The following is a 23,662-nucleotide window of genomic DNA, read 5'->3' on the forward strand; positions in this document are numbered from 1 at the left end:
GGTTTCCGGCATGGACGAAACGGCTCGTCCCGGTTATCGGCCGGCCCCGGGAAAAGTTGACTGGCCGTTCGTCCGGCCGTGCATGCCGGAACGGCCCACGCAAACACGGTCAGCGCGGCGCCGGGAGCGGACGGCATCCATCCATCGGAGCCGGCGCCGGATGACCGGCGCCGCCCCGTCACGGTGCCCGGGTGTGGATCAGGCGCTGCGGGCCAGCGGCCAGCCCGGCCCTGCGTGCCTGGCCGCGGTACCCGCGCCCGCACCGGTCCGGAACACGGCGATGGCGGTGGCCAGGCCGGCGGCCTGTTCCTCCATCGAACGCGCCGCGGCGGTGGCTTCCTCCACCAGCGCCGCGTTCTGCTGGGTGGTCTCGTCCATCTGGGTGATGGTCTGGTTGACCTGCTCGATGCCGGCGGCCTGTTCCTGCGAGGCCGCCGAGATCTCGGCCATGATGTCGGTCACCCGCTGCACCGAGGCCACCAGTTCGCCCATCGTCGCCCCGGCCTGCTGGGCCAGCGCCGAGCCGGTCTCGACCTTGCCGGTCGAATCCTCGATCAGGCCCTTGATCTCCTTGGCCGCGGTGGCCGAACGCTGGGCCAGCGAACGGACCTCGGTGGCGACCACGGCGAAGCCGCGACCCTGCTCGCCGGCGCGGGCCGCTTCCACCGCGGCGTTGAGCGCCAGGATATTGGTCTGGAAGGCGATGCCGTCGATCACCGAGATGATGTCGGCGATCCGGCGCGAGGAGGCCTGGATGTCGGCCATGGTGGTGACGACCTGGCCGACGACCTGACCGCCCTGGGCGGCGACCGAGGCCGCGCCGATGGTGAGCTGGTTGGCCTGGCGGGCATGGTCGGCGTTCTGGCGCACGGTGGAGGTCAGCTCCTCCATCGAGGCGGCGGTCTCCTCAAGGTTGGCGGCCTGCTGCTCGGTGCGGCGCGACAGGTCGCTGTTGCCCGAGGCGATCTCGGTGGCGGCGGTGTTGATGGCCACGTTGGACTGCTGGATGCGGCCGACGATGCCGGTCAACTGCTCGACGGTGGCATTGGCGTCGTCGCGCATCTTCGCGAACACGCCGTGGAAATCGCCGTGCATGCGTGCGGTGAGATCGCCGCCGGCGATGGCCTGCAGCAGCTGCGAGACCTGGGTCAGGTTGTCGTCGGCCGAGCCGATCATGCCGTTGAGGCCATCGATCATCGCGCGGAAGTCATGCTCGAAGCGGGCCGCATCGCCACGCTGGGAGAAGTCGCCGGCGGCGGCGGCCTCGGCCAGGCGGCGGATCTCGCGGTTGATCGCGCCCAGGTTGGCCTTGACCGCGTCCATCGTGTTGCTCAGTACCGCCTTCTCGCCCGGATAGCGGTCCATGTCCTCGGACAGGTCACCCACCGCATAGCGCTGCATCACCGCCACCAGGCGCATCTTGACCGCGATGTGCTGGCCGACCAGCGCGTTGGTGTCGCGCACCATGCGTCCGAATTCGCCCGGGAAGCGGCTGTCGTCGATGCGGTAGCTGATCTGGCCGGCGTCGTGACGGCTGGTCATGTCGGCCAGTGCGGCGATGACCGCCTGCACCTGCTGCTGCATCGCCTGCATCGATGCGAGCAGGCGGCCGGACTCGTCACGCGAGGTGATCTGGATCGTGTTGTCGAGGCGGCCGGCTGCTACGCGGTCGGCGATCTCGACCGCACGCGAGAGCGGGGCCGACACCAGCCGCCGGCTGGCGAACACGACCAGGGCGACCAGCGCCACCAGGGCCAGCAGCGAGACCAGGGCGGTGCGCAGCAGCAGCGCAGCCAGCGCGGCATCGGCACCACGGCGCGGCTGCACCGCGACCAGGTTCCACTGCCAGGGTTCGAACCGCTCGACATGCAGGTCGGCGGCTTCGGCCGCGCCACGGCCATCGCCGGACACCGCGGCGCGCGCGTCGCCGCTGCCGGCCATGAGCATGGCGCTGAACGCGGCCTGGTCGTCGGCGGCGACCAGTTGCGTCGCCTCGATGCCTTCTTCAGCGGACGGATGCGCCAGCACGGTGCCGGCGGACTCGCCCTGGCCGGCATCGACGACGAAGAAATAGCCGTCTTCACCGATCCGGGTCTGGCGCAGCCGGTCCTTCAGGGCCAGCAGCCCTTCGCCGTACTCGACGCCGACGAACAGGATGCCGGCGACCTTGCCGTCCGCGTCGTGCAGCGGCCGGTAATGGGTCATGTACTCGCTGCCGAACAGGCTGGCGCGGCCGGTGTAGGGCGCATCGGCCAGCATCCGCGCATAGGCCGGGTGGGCGTGGTCGAGGCGGGTGCCGATGGCGCGTTCGCCGGCGGCGTTGGTCAGCGAGGTGGTGACGCGGACGAAGTCTTCGCCGTCGCGCACGAACAGGGTCGCGATGGCGTCGGTCGAGGCGAGGAAGCGGTCGACCAGCGAGAAGTCCAGATTGGCGGTGTAGGGCCCGAACGCCATGCGCGGCGTTTCGCTGTCGCCGATCAGGATGCGGCGGCCGGGATCGACGGTGACGGTGTCGGTCGGCAGCAGCGAGGCGAAGCTGCCGCCCAGACGCTCGGTGTTCTCGGTGAGCATGCGGTCGTACAGCGCGACGGTGTCGCGCATGACGACCGAGGCGGTGGCCAGCGAGTGTCGCGCCTCGGTTTCATAGGTTTCCGCGGAATTGCGGTAGGACAGGACGGCCAGGACCAGCAGCGCGATGGTGCTGGCCAGGGTGACGAGCAGCGACAGCTTGGTGCCGATGGTCAGACGGGAGAAGTGGGACATGGTCGGGGCTTGGAGCGGGGGGCGATCGTCTTATCGGCCCCGTCCCGGGAAAACTGATGCCCATCACAATTTCATCATCTGGATTTAACAAATCCACCGGTCCGGTCGTCATTCGGCCCTCCCGCCTGGGCAGGCTCAACGCCTGGCCCATTGCGCCTCGTCGACGATGGTCGGCCCCCGCAGCCGGCGCGGCTGCGGCTGTCCGCCCGGGCCACCGTCGCCAGGCGCCCCGGTGCGGAACACCGAGATCGCCGCCACCAGCCCCTGGGCCTGGTCCTCCATCGACCGGGCCGTGGCCGAGGCCTCCTCGACCAGGGCGGCGTTCTGCTGGGTGGCCTCGTCCATCTGCAGGATGGTCTGGTTGACCTGCTCGATGCCGGCGGCCTGTTCCTGCGAGGCGGCGGCGATCTCGGCCATGATCGCGGCAAGACGCTGGATCGAGGCGGCCATGTCGGCCATGGTCGTGTTGGCGTTGCCGACCAGCACCGATCCTTCGGTCACCCGTTCGACCGAGTCCTCGATCAGGGTCTTGATCTCCTTGGCCGCGGTGGCCGAACGCTGCGCCAGCGAGCGCACCTCGGTGGCGACCACGGCGAAGCCGCGGCCCTGTTCGCCGGCGCGGGCAGCTTCCACTGCCGCATTGAGCGCCAGGATGTTGGTCTGGAAGGCGATGCCGTCGATGACGCTGATGATGTCGGCGATCCGGCGCGAGGACGCTTCGATCCCGACCATGGTCTGGCTGGCCCGGCTGGCCAGGGCGCCGCCCTGGATCGCGCCCTCGGCGGTGCTCGCAGCCAGCTGGTTGGCCTGGCGGGCATGTTCGGCGTTCTGGCGCACGGTCGAGGTCAGCTCCTCCATCGAGGCGGCGGTTTCCTCCAGATTGGCCGCCTGCTGCTCGGTGCGGCGCGAGAGGTCGTTGTTGCCCGCGGCGATCTCGGCCGAGGCCGTACCGATCGCCGCCGAGGCCTGCTGGATCTGCCCGACGATGCCGGTCAGCCGCTCGGCGGTGGCGTTGGCATCGTCGCGCATGCCGGCGAACACGCCGTGGAACTCGCCCTGCATGCGTGCGGTGAGGTCGCCGTCGGACAGCGCGGTGAGCAGGCGCGAGACTTCGGCCAGGCTGACCGAATTGGCATCCAGCAGCGCGTTCAGCTGTTGCGCCAGCTGCAGCAGGAAGCCCTGCTTGCCTTCGGTGGCCACGCGGCCGCTCAGGTCGCCGGCGGCGGCCGCGGCCACGATCCGGGTCAGTTCCTGCTCGACCTCGACCTCGCCGGTGCGGTCCGCCCACTCGACCACGAAGCCCTGGCGCTGCCGTTCGGCATCGAGGATCGGGTTGATCACCAGACGCATGACGCGGCCACCGACGCGGATCTGCGTGCTGAAGGTGTCGTCGAGCTCGGCGAGCATCCTGGCCTGGTGCTCGGGGCGTTTGTGGAAGCCGTCGATATTCGCGCCGATCATGGTGTCGACCGAGAAGCTCGGCAGGTCGCGGCGCAGGTCGGCTTCGGCCGCGCGCAGCATCGCCACCAGCGGCTTGTTGGCGTAGACGATGTTGCGGCCACTGTCGGCGATCATCACGTTGGTGGTGACGCTGTCCAGCGCGGTGCGCACGCGCAGGTTCTCGCGCGCCACCCGGCTGCTGTCGGCATCGCGCCGGGTCAGTTCGGCGGCCATCGCCAGCATCGACTCGGCCAGCGACCCGGACGGCATGCGCTGCTCCAGCAGATGCGCGGGTGGGCGCTGGTTGGCTGCGAGCGCGCGAGAGATGGCGGCCAGTTCGGCCGGGTCGTGGCCGATCGCGTCGAGCTGGCGACGCATCTGCACGGCCATGACCACCAGCACCACCGCCTCGGCCACCACATAGGCCGCATGCAGGGCCAGGGTACCCAGTCCGCTGCCGTCGCCGAAGACCGCGACCGGCAGGCCGCGCTGCTGCAGCCAGAAGAACGCCACGTGATGCACGGCGATGGTGCCGGCGGCCACCACGATCGGAAGCCAGTCGCGATAGCACAGCAGCAGCGCGATCAGCAGGATCACGCCGAAGTGGCTTTCGGGCAGCCCGTGCGACTGATGGATGAGCGTGGCGCTGAGCACCATCAGCGCCATCGCGATCGTGCACGAGGACAGGCGTGTGCCCGGATGCAGCCTGGCCTGCACCGTTGCCACCGCAAGGGCGGGCAGGGCGACGGCCAACAGCGGCAGCCAGAGTTGCTGGCGCAGCGCCAGCAGCAGCGAGATCACGACCAGGACGGCGGCGACGACCAGCAGCAGGCGGTCGGCACCGGCCGACAGATGGCGCAGGTAGGGCATTGCGGATGAGGCGTTCGACGGCTTCATGCGTTCAGACCTCGGCAGCGGCAGGGTTCGGGGATCACGACGGCGGCGCCGTCCATGGCAACCAGCGTCGCAAGCGGTACAGGCGTGTCGCGCAGGGCGCCGCAGCCGGTGGACACGGCGGCCGGCCCCGCGTAGCGGAGCGTGTGGTCGGCATCGAGCAGGAGCAGGGGATAGGCGCTCGCGGCGGCGAGGCGATGCCCGCGCAGATCCAGCGTGGCGGCCTGCGGTAATGGCGATGGCGGTGCCGCGCACGGACAGTCCAGGCGCAGCAGGACCGGTTGCCCGGCGTGCGGGGCGAGCAGGCCCTCGGCGGCGATCGTCGAGACGATCCGGTGCGCGTGGGCGGCATCGCCGTCGTGCGCCTCCGCGCGCAGCAAGGCGGCAAGCGCGGGGATCGTCCAGCCGATCCAGAGCGCGAGCAGCACCAGGCCGGGCCAGGCCGGCGGGCGCGATGTCCATGATCCGGTGGACGAATTCCTTCTCATCCGGCGAGCGCCTCCTACGCTGGGACCGGGTTCTGGCTTATCGGCAGTGCGAGGCGGAACTGAGACGGAGTCGACGGAAATGCTACTACGATCCCTGTTTCACGTCGCTGTATACGACCCCGTCCGGGACATGCCCTGGACGGGGCCAGGCGGTGCGATGGGGCATGACGCTCGATCCCCCGGAGGCGCGCCCGGGGTTCCCGCCCGCTGGTGGCGGAAAACCCCGGGGACCGACCGCTCAGAAGCTGCGGAAATCGCCGTCGGCCGCGACCACACTCAACTGCGGGGCGCGCCTGCGTGCCGACGGCGCGGAGGCGGCAGCGACGGAGGCATCGTGGCGCGCATCGAGCCGGAACACCGACACCGCCTGCGCCAGCTGCCTGGCCTGTTCCTCCATCGAACTGGCGGCGGCCGAGGCTTCCTCGACCAGGGCTGCGTTCTGCTGCGTGGTCTCGTCCATCTGCACGATGGTCTGGCTGACCTGCTCGATGCCGGCGGCCTGCTCCTGCGAGGCCGCCGAGATCTCGGCCATGATGTCGGTCACCCGCTGCACCGAACCGACCAGCTCGCCCATCGTCGCGCCGGCCTTCTCGGCCAGGGCGGCGCCATCGGCGACCTTGCCGGTCGAATCCTCGATCAGGCCCTTGATCTCCTTGGCCGCCGTGGCGCTGCGCTGGGCCAGCGAACGCACCTCGGTGGCGACCACGGCGAAGCCGCGGCCCTGCTCGCCGGCACGGGCCGCCTCGACTGCGGCGTTGAGCGCCAGGATGTTGGTCTGGAACGCGATGCCGTCGATCACCGAGATGATGTCGGCGATCTTGCGGGAGGCGGCCTGGATGTCGGCCATGGTCGACACGACCTGGCCGACGACCTGGCCGCCCTGCGAAGCCACCGACGCGGCGCCGATCGCCAGCTGGTTGGCCTGGCGGGCGTGGTCGGCGTTCTGGCGCACGGTGGAGGTCAGCTCCTCCATCGAGGCGGCGGTCTCTTCCAGGTTGGCCGCCTGCTGCTCGGTGCGGCGCGACAGGTCGTTGTTGCCCGAGGCGATCTCGGTGGCGGCGGTGTTGATGGCCACGTTGGACTGCTGGATGCGGCCGACGATCGAGGTCAGCTGCTCGACGGTGGCGTTGGCGTCGTCGCGCATCTTCGCGAACACGCCGTGGAAATCGCCTTCCATGCGTGCGGTGAGATCGCCGGCGGCGATGGCCTGCAGCAGACCGGACAGGGTCGACAGGTTGCCGTCGGCGGTGGCCATCAGCTGGTTCAGACTGGCGACCATCGCCTTGAAGTCGAACTGGAAGCTGTCGACGTCGCCGCGCAGGGAGAAATCGCCGTCCGCGGCCGCGCCGGCCAGACGCCGGATCTCGGTGTTCATCGCGCTCAGGTTGCGCTTGACCGTGGCCATGGTCCGGGTGATCACCGCCTTCTCTTCCGGCAGCTCGGGCATGTCGTCGGAGAGGTCGCCGATCGCATACCGACCCATCAGTGCCGACAGCTGCGCCTGCAGCTGCAGATGCGAGCCGACCAGCGCATTGGTGTCGTGCACCATCCGCCCGTAGTCGCCGGGGAACGCGGTCTCGTCCATGCGGTGGCTGATGCGGCCGGCATCGTGTTCGCGCGCCATCCGCGACTGCGCCTGCAGGACCGCCTGCAGCTGTTCCTGCATCCGGCGCATGCTGCCGAGCAGGCGTCCGGTTTCGTCGTCGGGCTGCTGGCCGATGGTGTTGTCGAGCTGGCCGCGGGCGATGGCGTCGGCCACCGAGGTCGCGCGCCCGAGCGGACCGGTCAGGCTGCGGGTGATCAGCCACGCCAGCAGCACGCCGGCGATCGCGGCGATGACGCCGAACACGATCAGGATCCGGTTGGCGAAACCGACCGAGGTGTCGATCTGCGCGGCCGAGGCATCGGTATTGCGCTGCTGCAGGTCGATCGCCGCCTGGATCGCATTGCTGCGTGCGTCGAACAGCGGCTCGGCCTCGCCGTAGAGCAGCGTGCGCGCCGCGTCGTGCTCGCCGGCCACGGCCAGCTCGCGGATCTGCGTGTTCAGCCCGTGCGCGGCCTGGTCGGTCTGCACGATCTGCTCCATCGCCGCACGGCCGCTCTCGTCGAAGCGCAGTGCCGACAGCTCCTCGCGCGTCTTCAGGTAGCCCTGGCGCATCGCGCGGACATCCTCGAGCAGCTGGGGGCGTTCGTCCTCGGGGGCGAGCAGCAGGTCGCGGGTGTTGCGCTCGGACTGCAGGTTGACGCGACGCATCTGGATCAGCAGCGCGGTCTTGCGGTTCTGCAGGTCGGTGATGTCCTGGACGTGGTCGTTGACCGTGTCCAGCTGGTACAGCGCCAGCGCGGACGACGCGGCGAGCATGGCCAGCAGCAGGCCGAAGCCGAGCGCCAGACGGCTGCCGACCTTCATCGATTGAAGAATGTTCATGAGCTCCTTGCAGGGGACGGGGTGGTCCTGTCCGATAGCGCAGGGATCGGCTCACGATTGAATTCAGCCGTCTCTCGAAATAAACACGCGCAGGGCCTGGACCAGTGCGTCGGTGGAGGACGCGGCCACGTCGGCCGCCGGCGCCGGCGCCGTCGTCAGCGGCGTGACCGGTGGAGAACGCGCCTGCAGGTGCTTGCGCGGGCGACCGCGGCGGCCACCGTGCACCGGGCGCCAGCGCGGCCCGCTCTGCCCGGGTCCCGGTGCCGGGTCGCACGTCCAGTGAATGCCCCGCAGTTCGGGGTGCTCGGCCAGGCCGGCGGCCCAGATCGCATCGAACAGGCCGTTCTCGTCCCAGTGCCGGAAATGCCGGTTGACGGTACTGACGCTGCCCAGCGCCGGTGGCAGCTCATGCCATGCACAACGGGTCAGCAGCACGTGCAGGACCGCGTCGAACACCTCGCGCTGGTCACGGGCCTTGCGCCCACCGCCGGGACGTCTGCGATAGGCCCTGTCTGGCGTTCGCCGGGAGGCCGGGATCAAGGGTTCGATGCGTTTCCACAGGTCGTTGCTGATTCCCATGCATGTCCGCTCGGTGTCCTCCCGGTGAGCCAGACGGCAGAGCATGCACGAGTGCGGCGTGAGTTTTAACCGCCAAGTTATTGTTTCGGGATAATTTTTCTTGAGTTCGCATTGTCCATCCACTGGCCTGCGGGTCAGGCAGTGGACAGTGCGAGGAGGATGGAGAGGCGCGCGCCGCCACTGTAGCCGCGGCGCGGCGGCGGTCATCGCAGTGTCATTTCGATATATCTTATCTATCGACGTGGTGTGCATCGGGGACAGCGATGGCGCCCGGCGCGGGCCCTGCATCGCCGTGATCCCGGTTGGCCGGCAGGTGCAGGCGCCCGGTTCCATCCGCAGCGGCGGAACGGAACCGGGGACGTGCGTACCGGATCAGGCGGTTTCCACCGCATACAGCGGGCGGCGCCCGCGGCGTTCGCCGGCACCCGCGCCGCGTACACCGCCCGGGTGCGGCGCACGCGGTTCCAGCCGGAACACCGCCACCGCCGATGCCAGACCGGAGGCCTGGTCTTCCATCGCGCGCGCCGCGGCGCTGGCCTCCTCGACCAGGGCGGCGTTCTGCTGGGTGGCGCCGTCCATCTGCACGATGGTCTGGCTGACCTGCTCGATGCCGCTGGCCTGCTCCTGCGACGCGGCGGCGATCTCGCCCATGATGTCGGTCACCCGCCGCACCGAGGCCACGATTTCGGTCATGGTCGCACCGGCCTGCAGCGCCAGCGCCGATCCGCTTTCGACCCTGCCGGTGGACTCCTCGATCAGGGTCTTGATCTCCCTGGCCGCCGTCGCGCTGCGCTGTGCCAGCGAACGCACCTCGCTGGCGACCACCGCGAAGCCGCGGCCGAGCTCACCGGCGCGGGCCGCCTCGACCGCCGCATTGAGCGCCAGGATGTTGGTCTGGAAGGCGATGCCGTCGATCACCGAGATGATGTCGCCGATCCGCCGCGAGGACGCCTGGATGTCGGTCATCGTCGCCACCACCTGGCCGACGACGTCGCCGCCCTGAGAGGCGACCGACGTCGCGCCGATGACCAGCTGGTTGGCCTGCCGCGCGTGCTCGGCATTCTGCTTGACGGTGGAGGTCAGTTCCTCCATCGAGGCCGCGGTCTCCTCCAGGTTGGCCGCCTGCTGCTCGGTGCGGCGCGACAGGTCCTCGTTGCCGGCGGCGATCTCGGCCGCCGCACTGTTGATGGCCACGTTGGACTGCTGGATGCGGCCGACGATCGCCGTCAGCTGTTCGACGGTGATGTTGGCGTCGTCGCGCATCGTGGCGAACACGCCGCGGAAGTCGCCCTCCATGCGCGCGGTCAGGTCGCCGGCGGCGATCGCACGCAGCAGCTGCGAGAGCTGCGACAGGGTCTGGTCGCTGCTGGCCATCATGCCGTTCAGGCTCTGCACCATGGCCAGGAAATCGTGGCGGTAGGCGGACTCGTCGCCACGGACCGAGAAGTCGCCTGCGGCGGCGGCCGCGGACAGGCGCCGGATCTCGCCATTGATCGACGACAGCGCCTGCTTGCACATGTCCATCGCGTCGGTGATCGCGGCCTTCTCGCCGGGCAGCCGGTCCATGTCCACCGACAGGTCGCCGACCGCATAGCGGCGCATGGTCTCCACCGCGCGCATCTTCACCCCGATGTGCTGGGCGACCAGCGCATTGGTGTCGCGCACCATGCGCCCGTACTCGCCCGGGAAGCTGGCGTCGTCGATGCGGAAGCTGATCTGGCCCTGGTCGTGGCGCACCGTCATCTCGGTCTGCGCGGCGATCACCGCCTGCAGCTGCTGCTGCATGCAACGCATCGACTCGAGCAGCTGCCCGGTCTCGTCGCGCCGCTGCGCGCCGATCGGATTGTCGAGCCGGCCCTGGGCGATGTCGCGCGCCACGCGGTTGGCCTGCTGCAGGGGGCGGGCGATCGCGCGGGAGATGCGCCAGCCGAACAGCGAGGCGGACAGCAGCAGGATCGCGATGCCGATCCAGATCACGGCCACGGTGCTCCGGTACGACGTTTCCGAGCCTGCGACCTGGCGATGCAGATGCTCGGCGTTGTAGGCGGTCAGCGCGTCGAGCGCATCGGACAGGTCGCGGCGATGCTGCAGGGCGTCGCTGTCGGAGATCCGGCTGGCGTCGGCGAAATCACCGCGCTCCAGCGCGGCCAGGATCGCCGCGTTGGCCGCCAGGTAGGCCTGGCGCGCAGTCCTCACCTCGTCGTACATCGCCTGTTCCCGGGCCGAGGATTCAGCGGGAATGGCGTCGTAGGCGCGCTCGGCCTCGGCGATGGCCTGCAGGTCCTTGTCGAGCCGCGCGCGGTACTCCCGCCGCTGGTCCTGCGGGCGCTGCGGATCGAGCAGGGCCAGTTCGTAGAGCCGGATCTCGTTGGTCAGCGCCCGCATCTGGCCCAGGTGCAGCACCGCCGGCAGCCAGTTGCGGTTGGTGTCCTGGATCTGGACGTTGGAGATGCCCAGGCGCCACAGCGCCAGCATGCCCAGCGCGAAGGTCATCAGGGTGGTCACGGCGAACGCCACCGCAAGCTTGCGTCCGACCGGCAGGTCATGGAACCAGGTCATGGTGTTGCCCTCCTTGAGCGGATCGTCGGATGACGATCGAGACTGATCGGTTAGCGGCAGGCCGCCTCCGTTATGGAAGATCCTTCCTTGAATGGTTCACCGCGATGCCGCGGCTGCAGGACGGCGGACATGGCGGACAGGCGCGCGGGAACGTCCCCGCGTGCGATGGTGACGATGGTCGAGCAGGCGATCCTGTCATCCGGCATGGCGCCTCCTGCACTGCGACCGCGCTGTCACCGGATCGGCGCGCGGCCGATGACAACGCGATGTCCAGTCCGTGCGTGCGAATCCAGCGACGTGTTCACCCGGCCGTCGGCGGCGTGCACCGGCGCGCCTGCGTCACCGCACTCAGAACTCCGCCCAGTCCTTCTCCGCTGCCGGCCGCGCGCGGGGCGGGCGTGCCGGTAACGCAGGTGGTGCGGAAGCCAGGGGCGCGGCGCGGGGGCGGGGAGCGGCAGGTGCCGGTGCGGCGGTACGCTCGAACCGGAACACCGAGATGGCCTGGCCGAGGCCGGCGGCCTGCTCCTCCATCGCACGTGCCGCGGCGGTGGCTTCCTCCACCAGCGCCGCGTTCTGCTGGGTGGTCTCGTCCATCTGGGTGATGGTCTGGTTGACCTGCTCGATGCCGGCGGCCTGTTCCTGCGAGGCCGCCGAGATCTCGGCCATGATGTCGGTCACCCGCTGCACCGAGGCCACCAGTTCGCCCATCGTCGCCCCGGCCTGCTGGGCCAGCGCCGAGCCGGTCTCGACCTTGCCGGTCGAATCCTCGATCAGGCCCTTGATCTCCTTGGCCGCGGTGGCGCTGCGCTGGGCCAGCGAACGGACCTCGGTGGCGACCACGGCGAAGCCGCGGCCCTGCTCGCCGGCACGCGCCGCTTCCACCGCGGCGTTGAGCGCCAGGATGTTGGTCTGGAAGGCGATGCCGTCGATCACCGAGATGATGTCGGCGATCCGGCGCGAGGAGGCCTGGATGTCGGCCATGGTGGTGACGACCTGGCCGACGACCTGACCGCCCTGGGCGGCGACCGAGGCCGCGCCGATGGTGAGCTGGTTGGCCTGCCGTGCGTGGTCGGCGTTCTGCTTGACCGTGGAGGTCAGCTCCTCCATCGAGGCGGCGGTTTCCTCCAGGTTGGCGGCCTGCTGCTCGGTACGGCGCGACAGGTCATTGTTGCCCGAAGCGATCTCGGTGGCGGCGGTGTTGATGGCCACGTTGGACTGCTGGATGCGGCCGACGATGGAGGTCAGCTGTTCGACGGTGGCATTGGCGTCATCGCGCATCTTCGCGAACACGCCGTGGAAATCGCCTTCCATCCGTGCGGTCAGGTCGCCTGCGGACAGCGCCGTCAGCAGGCGCGAGACCTCGGCCAGGCTGACGTCGTTGGCCTGGAGCAGGGCATTGAGCTGCTGGGCCAGCTGCAACAGGAAACCCTGCTTGCCCTGCAGCGACACGCGGCCGGAGAGGTCGCCGGCCGCCGCCGCCGAGACGATGCCGCTGAGTTCCTGCTCGACCTGCACTTCGGCGGTGCGGTCCGCCCATTCCACCGCGTAACCGATGCGGTCACCGGCCGCGTCGCTGACCGGATTGATGATCAGCTGCATGATGTGGCCGCCGACCTGGATCTGCGCCTTGTGCGTGCCCGACAGGGCCGACAGCAGCCGCGACTGGTGCTCGGGATGCCGATGGAACACGTCGATGCTGCCACCGACGACCGTGGCCACCTGGAACTGCGGCAGATCGCGCTGGATGTCGCTCTCGACCTCGGCCAGCATGCGCAGCAGCGGGCGGTTGGCGTAGATGATGGTGCGGTCGGCGTCGGCGATCATCACGTTGGTGGTGACGTCGTCCAGCGCGGTGCGGATGCGCAGGTTCTCGCGGGCCAGCGCCGCATCCTGCTCGATGCGGCTGCGCAGGTTGCCCTGCATGCGCAGCATCGAGCGCATCAGGTCGCCGATCTCGTCGCCGCGCGATGCATCGATGCGGGTATCGAGCGTGCCGTTGGCGATGTCGTCGGCCACCGCGGCCGCCTGCGACAGCGGACGCACCACCTGCCTGCGCAGCAGCAGCGACAACGCGACGCTCAGCACCACCGCGGCGCCGAGCCCGACCAGCACCAGCAGCCAGAGCAGGGAACGGGCCTGCTGCATCAGCAGGGCGTGCGGGACGATCACGCCCATCGCGAAACGCTGCGCGGTGCTGCCGACCTGCATCGGCGCGTAGACCGCCACCGCATCGTCGCTGCGCGCATGCTCGCCGAACGTGTCGAACAGGTCGCCGCGCGCAATCCCGGTCAGCGCCGCCCGCGTGGTGGCATCCTCGCGGACCCGGCCGACCTCGGCCGGATCGGGGCTGGCCAGCACCCGGCCGGCCGGCGACAGCAGTTCGATGTGGCCTTCGCCCAGCGGACGCAGCGCCGACAGGCGCTCCTGCAGCGAGGACAGGGCGATGTCGACGGTGACCATGCCGAGGAAGCGATCGCCCTCGAGGATCGGCATCGACAGCGTGGTCATCAGGATCGTGCGTCCGCCGATCTGGTATTCGTAGGGCTCGACCAGCATCGCCTCGCGCCGCTCGCGCGGCATCCGGTACCAGTCGCCCGCGCCGGGCACCTCGTAGTCGCGCAGCGGCTCGCTGATCGGCGTGCCGTCGTTCCACGCCCAGTAGCTCATGAAGCGGCCGGTCTCGTCGTGGGCTTCGGCGCCGACATGCTCGGCGTCGCGTCCGTCGAACGCATCCGGTTCCCACAGCGTGCCCACGCCGATCCACTCCGGATGGGCCTGGAGCTGGGCGCGCATCAGGGCCGAGGCCGAGGCACGGTCGAGCCGGCCCTGCTCGCGCAACAGCAGCAGCGTGCCGGCGAGCGTGGCGGCGGTGTCGTGCGCGGTGCCCAGTTCGGCCGAGACGCGTCCAGCCTCGACAGTGGCCAGGTTCCGCATCGATTCGGCGGCGGTGGAGAGCAGGGCGGTGCTGCTCTTCCAGTAGCTGATGGCCGCGGTCAGGCCGAAGGAGACGACGGCAACGAGGGCGGTACCCAGCATCAGCCGGGTGGCGATGCTGGCCTGACGGCGGGAGGTGGACATGCGGGGCTCGCGGAGTTGCCGGAATGGCCCTGTTGTCATCGGGCCGCAATCCACCAACTTGAGGCACGAACTGTGCTTCAGTTCACCAAAATGCCGTACCTGCCAGCATGTCGCTGCCGGGCCGCCCGGTCGGCGGCCGGACCTCTGGTATCAGGCCGACCGCGCGCGGAGGTTCTCGTGACCCGGCAGGCGCCTCAGAAGGTCGCCCAGCCCTCGGAGGACGACGACACCGGGGCCGCCGGCACCGCCGCGCGTGGCCGCCGCGCACCACCACCGCGGATCGCCGACGGCCGCGGCGAGGGCGCCGCCTGCGGCGTCGGCAGGGGCTCCTGCGCAGGCTCGCCGGTGCGGAACACCGCGACCGCCTGCGCCAGGCCGGCGGCCTGTTCTTCCATCGAACGCGCGGCAGCGGTGGCTTCCTCGACCAGCGCCGCGTTCTGCTGGGTGGTCTCGTCCATCTGGGTGATGGTCTGGTTGACCTGCTCGATGCCGGCGGCCTGTTCCTGCGAGGCCGCCGAGATCTCGGCCATGATGTCGGTCACCCGCTGAACCGAGGCTACGATCTCGACCATGGTCTTGCCGGCCTGCTCGGCCAGCGCCGAGCCGGTCTCGACCTTGCCGGTCGAATCCTCGATCAGGCCCTTGATCTCCTTGGCCGCCGTGGCGCTGCGCTGCGCCAGCGAACGGACCTCGGTGGCGACCACGGCGAAGCCGCGGCCCTGCTCGCCGGCCCGCGCCGCTTCCACCGCGGCGTTGAGCGCCAGGATGTTGGTCTGGAAGGCGATGCCGTCGATGACGCTGATGATGTCGGCGATCCGGCGCGAGGAGGCCTGGATGTCGGCCATGGTGGTGACCACCTGGCCGACGACCTCACCGCCCTGGGCGGCGACCGAGGCCGCGCCGATGGTGAGCTGGTTGGCTTGCCGTGCGTGGTCGGCGTTCTGCTTGACCGTGGAGGTCAGCTCCTCCATCGAGGCGGCGGTTTCCTCCAGGTTGGCGGCCTGCTGCTCGGTACGGCGCGACAGGTCGTTGTTGCCCGAGGCGATTTCGGTGGCGGCGATGCCGATGGTGCCGGAGGCGGCATTGATACGTCCGATGATCGAGGTCAGCTGGCCGACCGTGGCGTTGGCGTCGTCGCGCATCTTCGCGAACACGCCCTGGTAGTCGCCGTCCATGCGCACGGTCAGGTCGCCATCGGCGATGGCCTGCAGCAGCTGCGAGACCTGGCCGAGGTTGTCGTCGGCGGTGCCGATCATGCGGTTGAGGTCGTCGATCATGATCCGGAAATCGTGCTCGAAGCGGTCGGCATTGCCACGCTGGGAGAAATCGCCGGCGGCGGCGGCACGCGCCAGCCGCTTGATCTCGCCGTTGATCGCCAGCAGGCTGGCCTTGGCCGCGTCCATGCTTTCGTGCAGCACCGCGCGGCTGCCCGGCAGGCGCCGTGCATCGCGGTGCAGGTCGCCGCTGGCGTATTCGTTGAGCACCGCCACCGCATCGACGATCGCGTCCAGGTGCTCGAACATCATCGTGTTGATGCCGGTCGCCAGTTCACCGTAGACGCCGGGGAAATCGGTCGGCATGCGGTGGCTGATGTCCTCGGCCGCGTGCATCGTGATCATGTGGCGGGTCTCGTGCGAGAACCGCTCCAGCGTGTGCACCATCTCGTCGGTGGCGCGCAGCATCTGGCCGACCTCGTCCTTGCCATGCTGTCCGGTGCGCACGCTCAGATCGCCGCGGGCGACCGCGCGGATCGCCGACAGGGCGCGCCCGACCGGGGCCAGCACCGAGTTGCCGATCAGCCAGCCGATGGCCAGGTTCAGCAGCACCAGCAGGCCGCCGGCCACGGTCATGACGCCGGTGAACAGCAGCGCCTGCGACTGGGTGTCGTCCAGGTACACGCCGGTGCCCACCACCCAGTTCCAGGGGCCGTACAGGGTGGCGTAGGAGGTCTTCTGGACCGGGTTCTCCTCGCCGGCCTTGGCCCAGGTGTAGTCGACGAAGCCGCCGCCGGCCTCGGCCACGCGGACGAACTCGGGGAAGATGCGCTTGCCGTCCGGACTGAGGATGTCGGCCACCGGCTTGCCGACCAGATCCGGCCGGGTCGGATGCATCAGCATCCGCGGCTCGCGGTCGGTGACGAAGAAGTAGTCCACGCCCTTGTTGGCCTGCATCGCCGCCAGCTGCTGCAGTGCCTGTGCCTGCGCTTCTTCCAGCGGCAGGGTGCCGTCGGCGGCCAGCCCGGCGTACCGCTCGACCACGCCGAGCGCCATCTCGGTCTGCGATTTCAGGCCGGTCTGGCGGGTCTGGTTGAGGTCCAGGAACTGGATGCGGGCGGCGATGACGGCGAGCGCGATGATGCCCACGGCCACGAACACGGCCTGGATCAGGAACTTGCGCTTCATCGGCAGATCGGACAGCAGGCGGAGCGTGGCAGCGTACGGATTCATCGCACATCTCGTGTCGGGCGGAGCGCCCGCGTGTCCACGTTATCGGCGTGGCCGCGGCCTTTTTGAGCACCTGGCCCGGATCGGATGTGACGCAGCGCAGCATCGCGCCCGACAAAAAAGGCCCCGGATGCGGACATCCGGGGCCCGAAGGCACATCAAACGGAGTGGATCAGACGATGGAGCGGATCAGAACTCGGCCCAGTCGGCCTCGGCGACCGCAGCGCTTTCGCGTGCCGGGACCGCACGCACCGGCTTGCGTGCCGCCGGCGCAGCGGCGGGCGCGGGCGCCGGCGGCGCCGACACGGCCGTACGCGGGGTGCCGGCGTGCTCGTGGATGCGGAAGACCGAGATCGCGGACGCCAGACCGCCCGCCTGTTCCTCCATCGCGCGCGCAGCGGCGGTGGCTTCTTCCACCAGCGCGGCGTTCTGCTGGGTGGTCTCGTCCATCTGGGTGATGGTCTGGTTGACCTGCTCGATGCCCGAAGCCTGCTCCTGCGAGGCGGCGGCGATCTCGGCCATGATGTCGGTCACCCGCTGCACCGAGGCCACGATCTCGCCCATGGTCTTGCCGGCCTGCTCGGCCAGCGAGGCGCCATTGGCCACCTTGTCGGTGGAGTCCTCGATCAGGGTCTTGATCTCCTTGGCCGCGGTGGCGCTGCGCTGCGCCAGCGAACGCACCTCGGTGGCGACCACGGCGAAGCCACGGCCCTGCTCGCCGGCACGGGCCGCTTCCACCGCGGCGTTGAGCGCCAGGATGTTGGTCTGGAACGCGATGCCGTCGATCACCGAGATGATGTCGGCGATCTTGCGCGAGGAGGCCTGGATGTCGCTCATCGTGCTGACCACCTGGCCGACGACCTGACCACCCTGGGCGGCGACATTGGCCGCGCCGATGGTGAGCTGGTTGGCCTGGCGGGCGTGGTCGGCGTTCTGCTTGACCGTGGAGGTCAGCTCTTCCATCGACGCCGCGGTCTCTTCCAGGTTGGCCGCCTGCTGCTCGGTACGGCGCGACAGGTCGTTGTTGCCCGAGGCGATCTCGGCCGAGGCCGTGCCGATCGCGGCCGACGCGTTCTGGATGCGGGTGACGATCGAGGTCAGCTGCGACGCGGTGGCGTTGGCGTCGTCGCGCATCTTCGCGAACACGCCGTGGAAGTCGCCTTCCATGCGGGTGGTCAGGTCGCCGTCCGACAGGGCGGTCAGCAGGCGCGACACCTCGCTCAGGCTGCTGTCGTTGGCATCCAGCAGCGAGTTGAGCTGCTGCGCCAGCTGCAGCAGGAAGCCCTGCTTGCCATCCAGCGAGACGCGGCCGGACAGGTCGCCGGCGGCGGCGGCGCCGACGATGCGCTCGACTTCCTGTTCGACATGGACTTCGGTAGTGCGGTCGCGCCACTCGACGACCGAGCCGACGGTCTGGCCGTCCTCGTCGCGGATCAGGGCGATGTTCTGCGAGAAGCACGAACTGCCATAGCGCATCTCGCGCTGCAGCGAACCGTCCTTCTCCAGGCGCGCCAGCAGGGCCGGGTCGATCTGGCCGCCGTGCTCGAGCACGGCCGCGTTCTGGCCGATCAGCGGACGCTCCGGATCGACCGCCGGGACCGCCTCGACGATCTGGGCGGCATAGCTGTCGAGCATGCCGCGCAGCGACGGGTTGGTGTAGACGATGTCCATGTCGCGATCGGTGATGTGCAGGCCGATCGAGGAGCTTTCCAGCGCGGTGCGCACACGCAGGTTCTCGGCGGCGACCTTCTGGTCGCGCTCGATGCGCTCGCGCAGGTCGTGCTGCATGCGCTGCATCGACTTGAGCAGGTCGCCGATCTCGTCGGCGCGCGAGGTGTCGATCCGGCTGGTCAGGTTGCCGCCGGCCACGTCGTTGGCAACGCCGACCGCTTCGCGCATCGCGCCGGTCAGGTTGCGCGCCAGGAACCAGGCGATCGCCAGGCCGCCGGCGATGCCGGCCAGCAGCATGACCACGATCAGGGTCACCGAGGCGGTGTGCGCGGTCGCGGCGTCGGCCTTGGCGGCGGCGGCCTGGCGGTCGCCTTCCTCGATCAGCGCCACCGCGGCCGCATTGGCGGCGGTGTGCAGGTCGCGGGTCTCGCCGAGGAAGGTGTCGATGGCGTCGTCCGGCAGCTCCAGGTCGACCAGTTCGTTGACCGAGGCGTAGGACTCCCGGGCCTTGCCCCAGGCGGTCTTGAAGTCCTCGAACAGCTTGCGCTCTTCCGGCGTGCTGATCAGGCCTTCGTATTCGTTGGTGGTCTGCTCGATCTGATTGCCGAGCTCGGTGGCGCGCTGGCGCGCTTCGGCCTTGACCGCGTCGCTGGCGCGGATGAGGCCACGGTAGGAACCGCTGCGATATTCGCCGAGCAGCGCACGCAGTTCGCCTGCGGTCGACACGGTCGCCAGGGTATTGCCGGCGATGTGGTCGGTCGCGCGGTTCAGCGACGAAAGCCCGGCAAAGGCGCCGATGCCTTGGGCGAGCATGAGGACCAGGACCACGCCGAAGGCGAGCATGAGCCGGGGCGTGAGCTTGAGATTCTTGAGCCAGTGCATCGAGCGTTTCCCTCGCAGTGCCAAAGAGAAACGGCCCGGCGCGCGTGGTTCGCGGCCGGGCCGTGTCCGGATTACTTGATCGTCGCCAGCTTGATGTTGGCCGGCGAGCTGACCGCGATTTCCGCGCGGCTGGCATCACGCTCGATGGTGCCGATCACGCAGACGTCGCGGCCTTCCAGTTCCTCCGGCGAAGGACGGAACTTGTCGCGCTGGTCGCCCGGAATGCGGGCCGAGAAGGTGTGCCGCGGGAACGCGCCGCCCATGTACAGGAAGGTCGGCTCGCCCTCGGAGTTCTGCGCGTAACGGGTCTTCTCGACCTTGCCGCAGACCATGCCGTTCTTGCCGACATGACGCGCGGCCTGCTCGGCCGGGATCATGTCCTGCGCCGAGGCCGGCAGGGCCAGGGTGGTGGCCAGCAGGACGCCGGCGACCAGGAGGAAGGTCTTGGGGGATGCTTTCATCTGAGTTCTGCTCCAGTGGCTTGACCGCAGGAGGTGCCGGGCATTGGCAGCCTGCTAGGGGGCTTATCGGCCGGCGCGCGCCGGACTTTAGGCCCATCGTTGGGATCAGGCCGCGGCCTCGACCTCGGCGGTGCCGATCAGGTCGGCGCTGTCGAGCAGGGTCTCGATGTCGAGCAGGATCAGCATCCGCTCGTCGATGGTGCCGATGCCCGAGATGAAGCGGGTATCGACGGCCGCGCCGAAGCCCGGGGTCGGGCGGATCTGCTCCTGCGCCAGCGGCACCACGTCCGAGACGCCGTCGACGACGATGCCGACCACTCGGTCCTCGACGTTGAGCACGATCATCACGGTGAAGGTGTCGTAGCGGGCCTCGAGGCGCAGCTTCAGGCGCAGGTCGATCACCGGCACGATGGTGCCGCGCAGGTTGATCACGCCCTTGATGTATTCCGGTGCGTCCGGCACCCGGGTGACCGCGTCGTAGCCGCGGATCTCCTGCACCTTCAGGATGTCGACGCCGTAGTGCTCGTCACCCAGGGTGAAGGTGAGGAACTCGCCGGCGGGCTGTGACTGGGTGCTGCTCATGGGGTGGCTCCTGCGTGGGCATGGCCGGAGGACGGCATCGCCCGGGATGGGTATGCGAGCGGTATCGGCCGCCGCGGGAAGGACTTTAGGGCGCCACTCAGACCGCGCGCCGCTCGCGCGCGTTGCGCTGGCGCTCGACCTTGAAGATGAACTGCAGGATCTGCCGTTCGGTGGTCGGCAGCAGGCCGATGAAGCGGCAGCCGACACGCCAGTGCGGCTGGCCGCGGATCTCGTGGGTGGAGACGTGGGCGACCTGCAGGTGGACCGGCAGCGGCTCGGTATCCGGCAGCCGGAGTTCGCAGCCCTCGTGGAAACTGCGGGCCTCGAACAGGCGCTGGTCGTCTTCGTCGATCGCCATGGCCAGACCGCCGCCGCTGATGTCCAGCACCCGGTGCTCCTTCGGCGCCGCGTTGCCGTGCGGCACCAGCAGCCCGGCATGCGGACCCGGAAACAGCGCCAGGCGGAACAGTTCGCGCCGCTGCAGCTGCAGCAGCGCCTCGGGGCAGGGCGCGCGGAACGCCGGATGCCCGTCGTGCTCGATCGCGGTGAGGCCCTGCAGGCGGAACTGGATGCGGACGCGTTCGAGCTGCGAGATGCACAGCAGGTGGCTGGCCTCGAGCACCCGCCGGTTGACCGAATCCAGCCGGCTGGCGTCGATCACGACGCTGCCGTCGGCGTCGACCTCGACCACCGCCGTGGGCATCGGCGTGCCGCCGGGCATCACGTGGGCGCTGATCATCGCCTTGGCGTCGCACAGCGCGCTCAGGACCCGCACGATCTCGCGCGGGTCGTGCAGTGTGTAGCGGGCCGCCTGTTCGTAATCGGACGGCGTCTGCAGGGATGTGATGGTCTCGTCCGGCATTGCTGGGCGGTCAACGGCGTTTGCCCTGTCGGTATCGGCCGGCAGGGGCTCGAACTGAACCCATGCCGGCCGGACTCCGCCGATCGCTTAGAACTCCGCCCAGTCGGTGTCGGCCACGGCGGCTGCGCTGGAGGTGGTGCGGGTCACGGTCGGCGCCGCGCGCCTGGCAGGCTTGCGCAGGGCGGTGGCGACCGGCGCGGGCGCCAGCGCATGCGGGACCTGCTGGGCCTGGCCGTCGATGCGGAACACGGCGATGGCGGTGGCCAGGCCGGCGGCCTGTTCCTCCATCGAACGCGCCGCGGCGGTGGCTTCCTCCACCAGCGCCGCGTTCTGCTGGGTGGTCTCGTCCATCTGGGTGATGGTCTGGTTGACCTGCTCGATGCCGGCGGCCTGCTCCTGCGAGGCGGCCGAGATCTCGGCCATGATGTCGGTCACCCGTTGCACCGAGGCCACCAGTTCGCCCATCGTCGCCCCGGCCTGCTGGGCCAGCGCCGAGCCGGTCTCGACCTTGCCGGTCGAATCCTCGATCAGGCCCTTGATCTCCTTGGCCGCGGTGGCCGAACGCTGGGCCAGCGAACGGACCTCGGTGGCGACCACGGCGAAGCCGCGGCCCTGCTCGCCGGCACGGGCCGCTTCCACCGCGGCGTTGAGCGCCAGGATGTTGGTCTGGAACGCGATGCCGTCGATCACCGAGATGATGTCGGCGATCCGGCGCGAGGAGGCCTGGATGTCGGCCATGGTGGTGACGACCTGGCCGACGACCTGACCGCCCTGGGCGGCGACCGAGGCCGCGCCGATGGTGAGCTGGTTGGCCTGGCGGGCGTGGTCGGCGTTCTGGCGCACGGTGGAGGTCAGCTCCTCCATCGAGGCGGCGGTTTCCTCCAGATTGGCGGCCTGCTGCTCGGTGCGGCGCGACAGGTCGTTGTTGCCCGACGCGATCTCGGTGGCGGCGGTGTTGATGGCCACGTTGGACTGCTGGATGCGGCCGACGATGCCGGTCAACTGCTCGACGGTGGCGTTGGCGTCGTCGCGCATCTTCGCGAACACGCCGTGGAAATCGCCGTGCATGCGTGCGGTGAGATCGCCGCCGGCGATGGCCTGCAGCAGCTGCGAGACCTGGGTCAGGTTGTCGTCGGCCGAGCCGATCATGCCGTTGAGGCCATCGATCATCGCGCGGAAGTCGTGCTCGAAGCGGGCCGCATCGCCACGCTGGGAGAAGTCGCCGGCGGCGGCGGCCTCGGCCAGGCGGCGGATCTCGCGGTTGATCGCGCCCAGGTTGGCCTTGACCGCGTCCATCGTGTTGCTCAGCACCGCCTTCTCGCCCGGATAGCGGTCCATGTCCTCGGACAGGTCGCCCACCGCATAGCGCTGCATCACCGCCACCAGGCGCATCTTGACCGCCACGTGCGCGGCGACCAGCTCGTTGCAGTCCTCGACCATGCGCCGGAAATCGCCCGGGAATGCGGTCGGATCCATGCGGAAGCTGATCGCGCCTTCATCGTGCTTGCGGGCCATCTCGCGCTGGGCGGCCATCACCGCCTGCAGCTGGTCCTGCATGCGCTGCATCGCGCGCAGCAGGGTGCCGGCCTCGTCCTTGCGGGTGGCGTCGATGCGGGTGTCGAGCTTGCCCTCGGCGACGTTGTCGGCCACGCGCACGGCGCTGGCCAGCGGCACGGTGATCGCACGCGCGATCGACCAGCCCAGGCCGGCGGCCAGCAGCGACAGCACCACGATGCAGGCGATCACCGCCTGCACGCTGTTGACGTACATCGCGTCCGCCTGGGCGACCTCCTGGTCCATCTGCTCGTCGAGCACTTCGCCCAGTTCCTTGAGGCTGGCGAACAGCTCGCGACGGCGCGGACGCGACTTCTCGTCGGAGACGGCCTGCGCGGCGACCGCATCGCCGGCGGCGACGGCCCGGTCGATCTCGCCATGCGCCTCGAAGTAGGCGCCCAGGCGCTCCTTCATCACGTCGTAGACGGCCTTCTCGCGTGCGGTCATCGCGATCGACGAATACAGGCGGTCCTGTTCCTCGATGATCGCGCGCGAATCGGTCAGGCGCTTGTCGTAATCGGCGATGACCTCGGCGCCCTCGGCCATGCGGCTGATCTGCGCCATCTCGAAGGTGCGGTACTCGCCGAGCTGGGCGCGGATCTCGCCCAGGTACTGGACGTTGGGCACGTCCTGGCGCGCGATCTTCTGCAGCTGCTCGTTGGCCGACTGCATCCGCGTCAGCGCGAACACGCCCAGCAGCAGCGTGGCCAGGGTGGTGATGGTAAACGCCACGGCGAGCTTGCGGCCGATGGACAGGTTCTGAAACCACTTCATCAGGAAAACTCCAGAATGTAAGACGGGTGCGGCCGTGTGCTCCCCACGCACGGCCGAAACGTGTAGTGCTGGAAAACAGCCCCGTCCTGGAGCGCTCTGTCCGGTAACCGGACTAGCGGCGCGGGGCCTGGGAACTTGATGCGCCGGACATCACGATCCCGCCGGCATCACGACGCCGCCCGATGGAATCGGGCGGCGTGCGG

The 23,662-nt window shown here is 69.6% G+C and carries 13 protein-coding genes; all 13 read right to left on the reverse strand.

The window, feature by feature from the left end:
* Positions 1-198: 198 nt before the first annotated feature.
* Entirely contained in the window at positions 199-2,763 is a 2,565-nt protein-coding gene (locus tag IB242_RS06155) for a Cache 3/Cache 2 fusion domain-containing protein (RefSeq protein ID WP_192277001.1), read from the reverse strand.
* 135 nt (positions 2,764-2,898) lie between these two features.
* Complete coding sequence (locus IB242_RS06160) at positions 2,899-5,100, reverse strand: methyl-accepting chemotaxis protein (RefSeq protein ID WP_225540053.1); 2,202 nt, start codon at positions 5,098-5,100, stop codon at positions 2,899-2,901.
* On the reverse strand, positions 5,097-5,585 hold the full coding sequence (locus IB242_RS06165; protein WP_192277004.1) for a hypothetical protein: 489 nt from the start codon (positions 5,583-5,585) through the stop codon (positions 5,097-5,099). Before IB242_RS06165 ends, IB242_RS06160 begins: the two co-directional genes overlap by 4 nt.
* A 238-nt stretch (positions 5,586-5,823) precedes the next feature.
* Positions 5,824-8,013 (reverse strand): methyl-accepting chemotaxis protein, encoded by a 2,190-nt coding sequence (locus tag IB242_RS06170; protein ID WP_192277007.1) that lies wholly within the window; start codon positions 8,011-8,013, stop codon positions 5,824-5,826.
* 63 nt (positions 8,014-8,076) lie between these two features.
* Positions 8,077-8,637 (reverse strand): transposase, encoded by a 561-nt coding sequence (locus IB242_RS06175; RefSeq protein ID WP_192277010.1) that lies wholly within the window; start codon positions 8,635-8,637, stop codon positions 8,077-8,079.
* Positions 8,638-8,964: 327 nt separating this feature from the next.
* Positions 8,965-11,151, reverse strand: a complete 2,187-nt coding sequence (locus IB242_RS06180) for a methyl-accepting chemotaxis protein (protein WP_192277013.1) — start codon at positions 11,149-11,151, stop codon at positions 8,965-8,967.
* Between the two features lie 348 nt (positions 11,152-11,499).
* Positions 11,500-14,229 (reverse strand): methyl-accepting chemotaxis protein, encoded by a 2,730-nt coding sequence (locus IB242_RS20735; RefSeq protein WP_192277016.1) that lies wholly within the window; start codon positions 14,227-14,229, stop codon positions 11,500-11,502.
* Between the two features lie 194 nt (positions 14,230-14,423).
* A complete protein-coding gene (locus IB242_RS06190; protein ID WP_192277019.1) occupies positions 14,424-16,676 on the reverse strand; it encodes a methyl-accepting chemotaxis protein in 2,253 nt (750 codons plus the stop codon).
* Between the two features lie 186 nt (positions 16,677-16,862).
* Complete coding sequence (locus IB242_RS06195; protein ID WP_192277022.1) at positions 16,863-19,226, reverse strand: methyl-accepting chemotaxis protein; 2,364 nt, start codon at positions 19,224-19,226, stop codon at positions 16,863-16,865.
* Positions 19,227-19,297: 71 nt separating this feature from the next.
* On the reverse strand, positions 19,298-19,687 hold the full coding sequence (locus tag IB242_RS06200; RefSeq protein ID WP_192277025.1) for a hypothetical protein: 390 nt from the start codon (positions 19,685-19,687) through the stop codon (positions 19,298-19,300).
* A 105-nt stretch (positions 19,688-19,792) separates the two neighbouring features.
* Positions 19,793-20,269, reverse strand: a complete 477-nt coding sequence (locus IB242_RS06205; RefSeq protein WP_192277028.1) for a chemotaxis protein CheW — start codon at positions 20,267-20,269, stop codon at positions 19,793-19,795.
* A 97-nt stretch (positions 20,270-20,366) separates the two neighbouring features.
* A complete protein-coding gene (locus IB242_RS06210) occupies positions 20,367-21,131 on the reverse strand; it encodes a flagellar brake protein (RefSeq protein ID WP_192277031.1) in 765 nt (254 codons plus the stop codon).
* A gap of 87 nt (positions 21,132-21,218) precedes the next feature.
* A complete protein-coding gene (locus IB242_RS06215) occupies positions 21,219-23,459 on the reverse strand; it encodes a methyl-accepting chemotaxis protein (protein WP_192277034.1) in 2,241 nt (746 codons plus the stop codon).
* Between the last annotated feature and the right edge of the window lie 203 nt (positions 23,460-23,662).

The sequence above is a fragment of the Xanthomonas sp. XNM01 genome (assembly GCF_014851915.1).
Lineage (GTDB): Bacteria > Pseudomonadota > Gammaproteobacteria > Xanthomonadales > Xanthomonadaceae > Pseudoxanthomonas.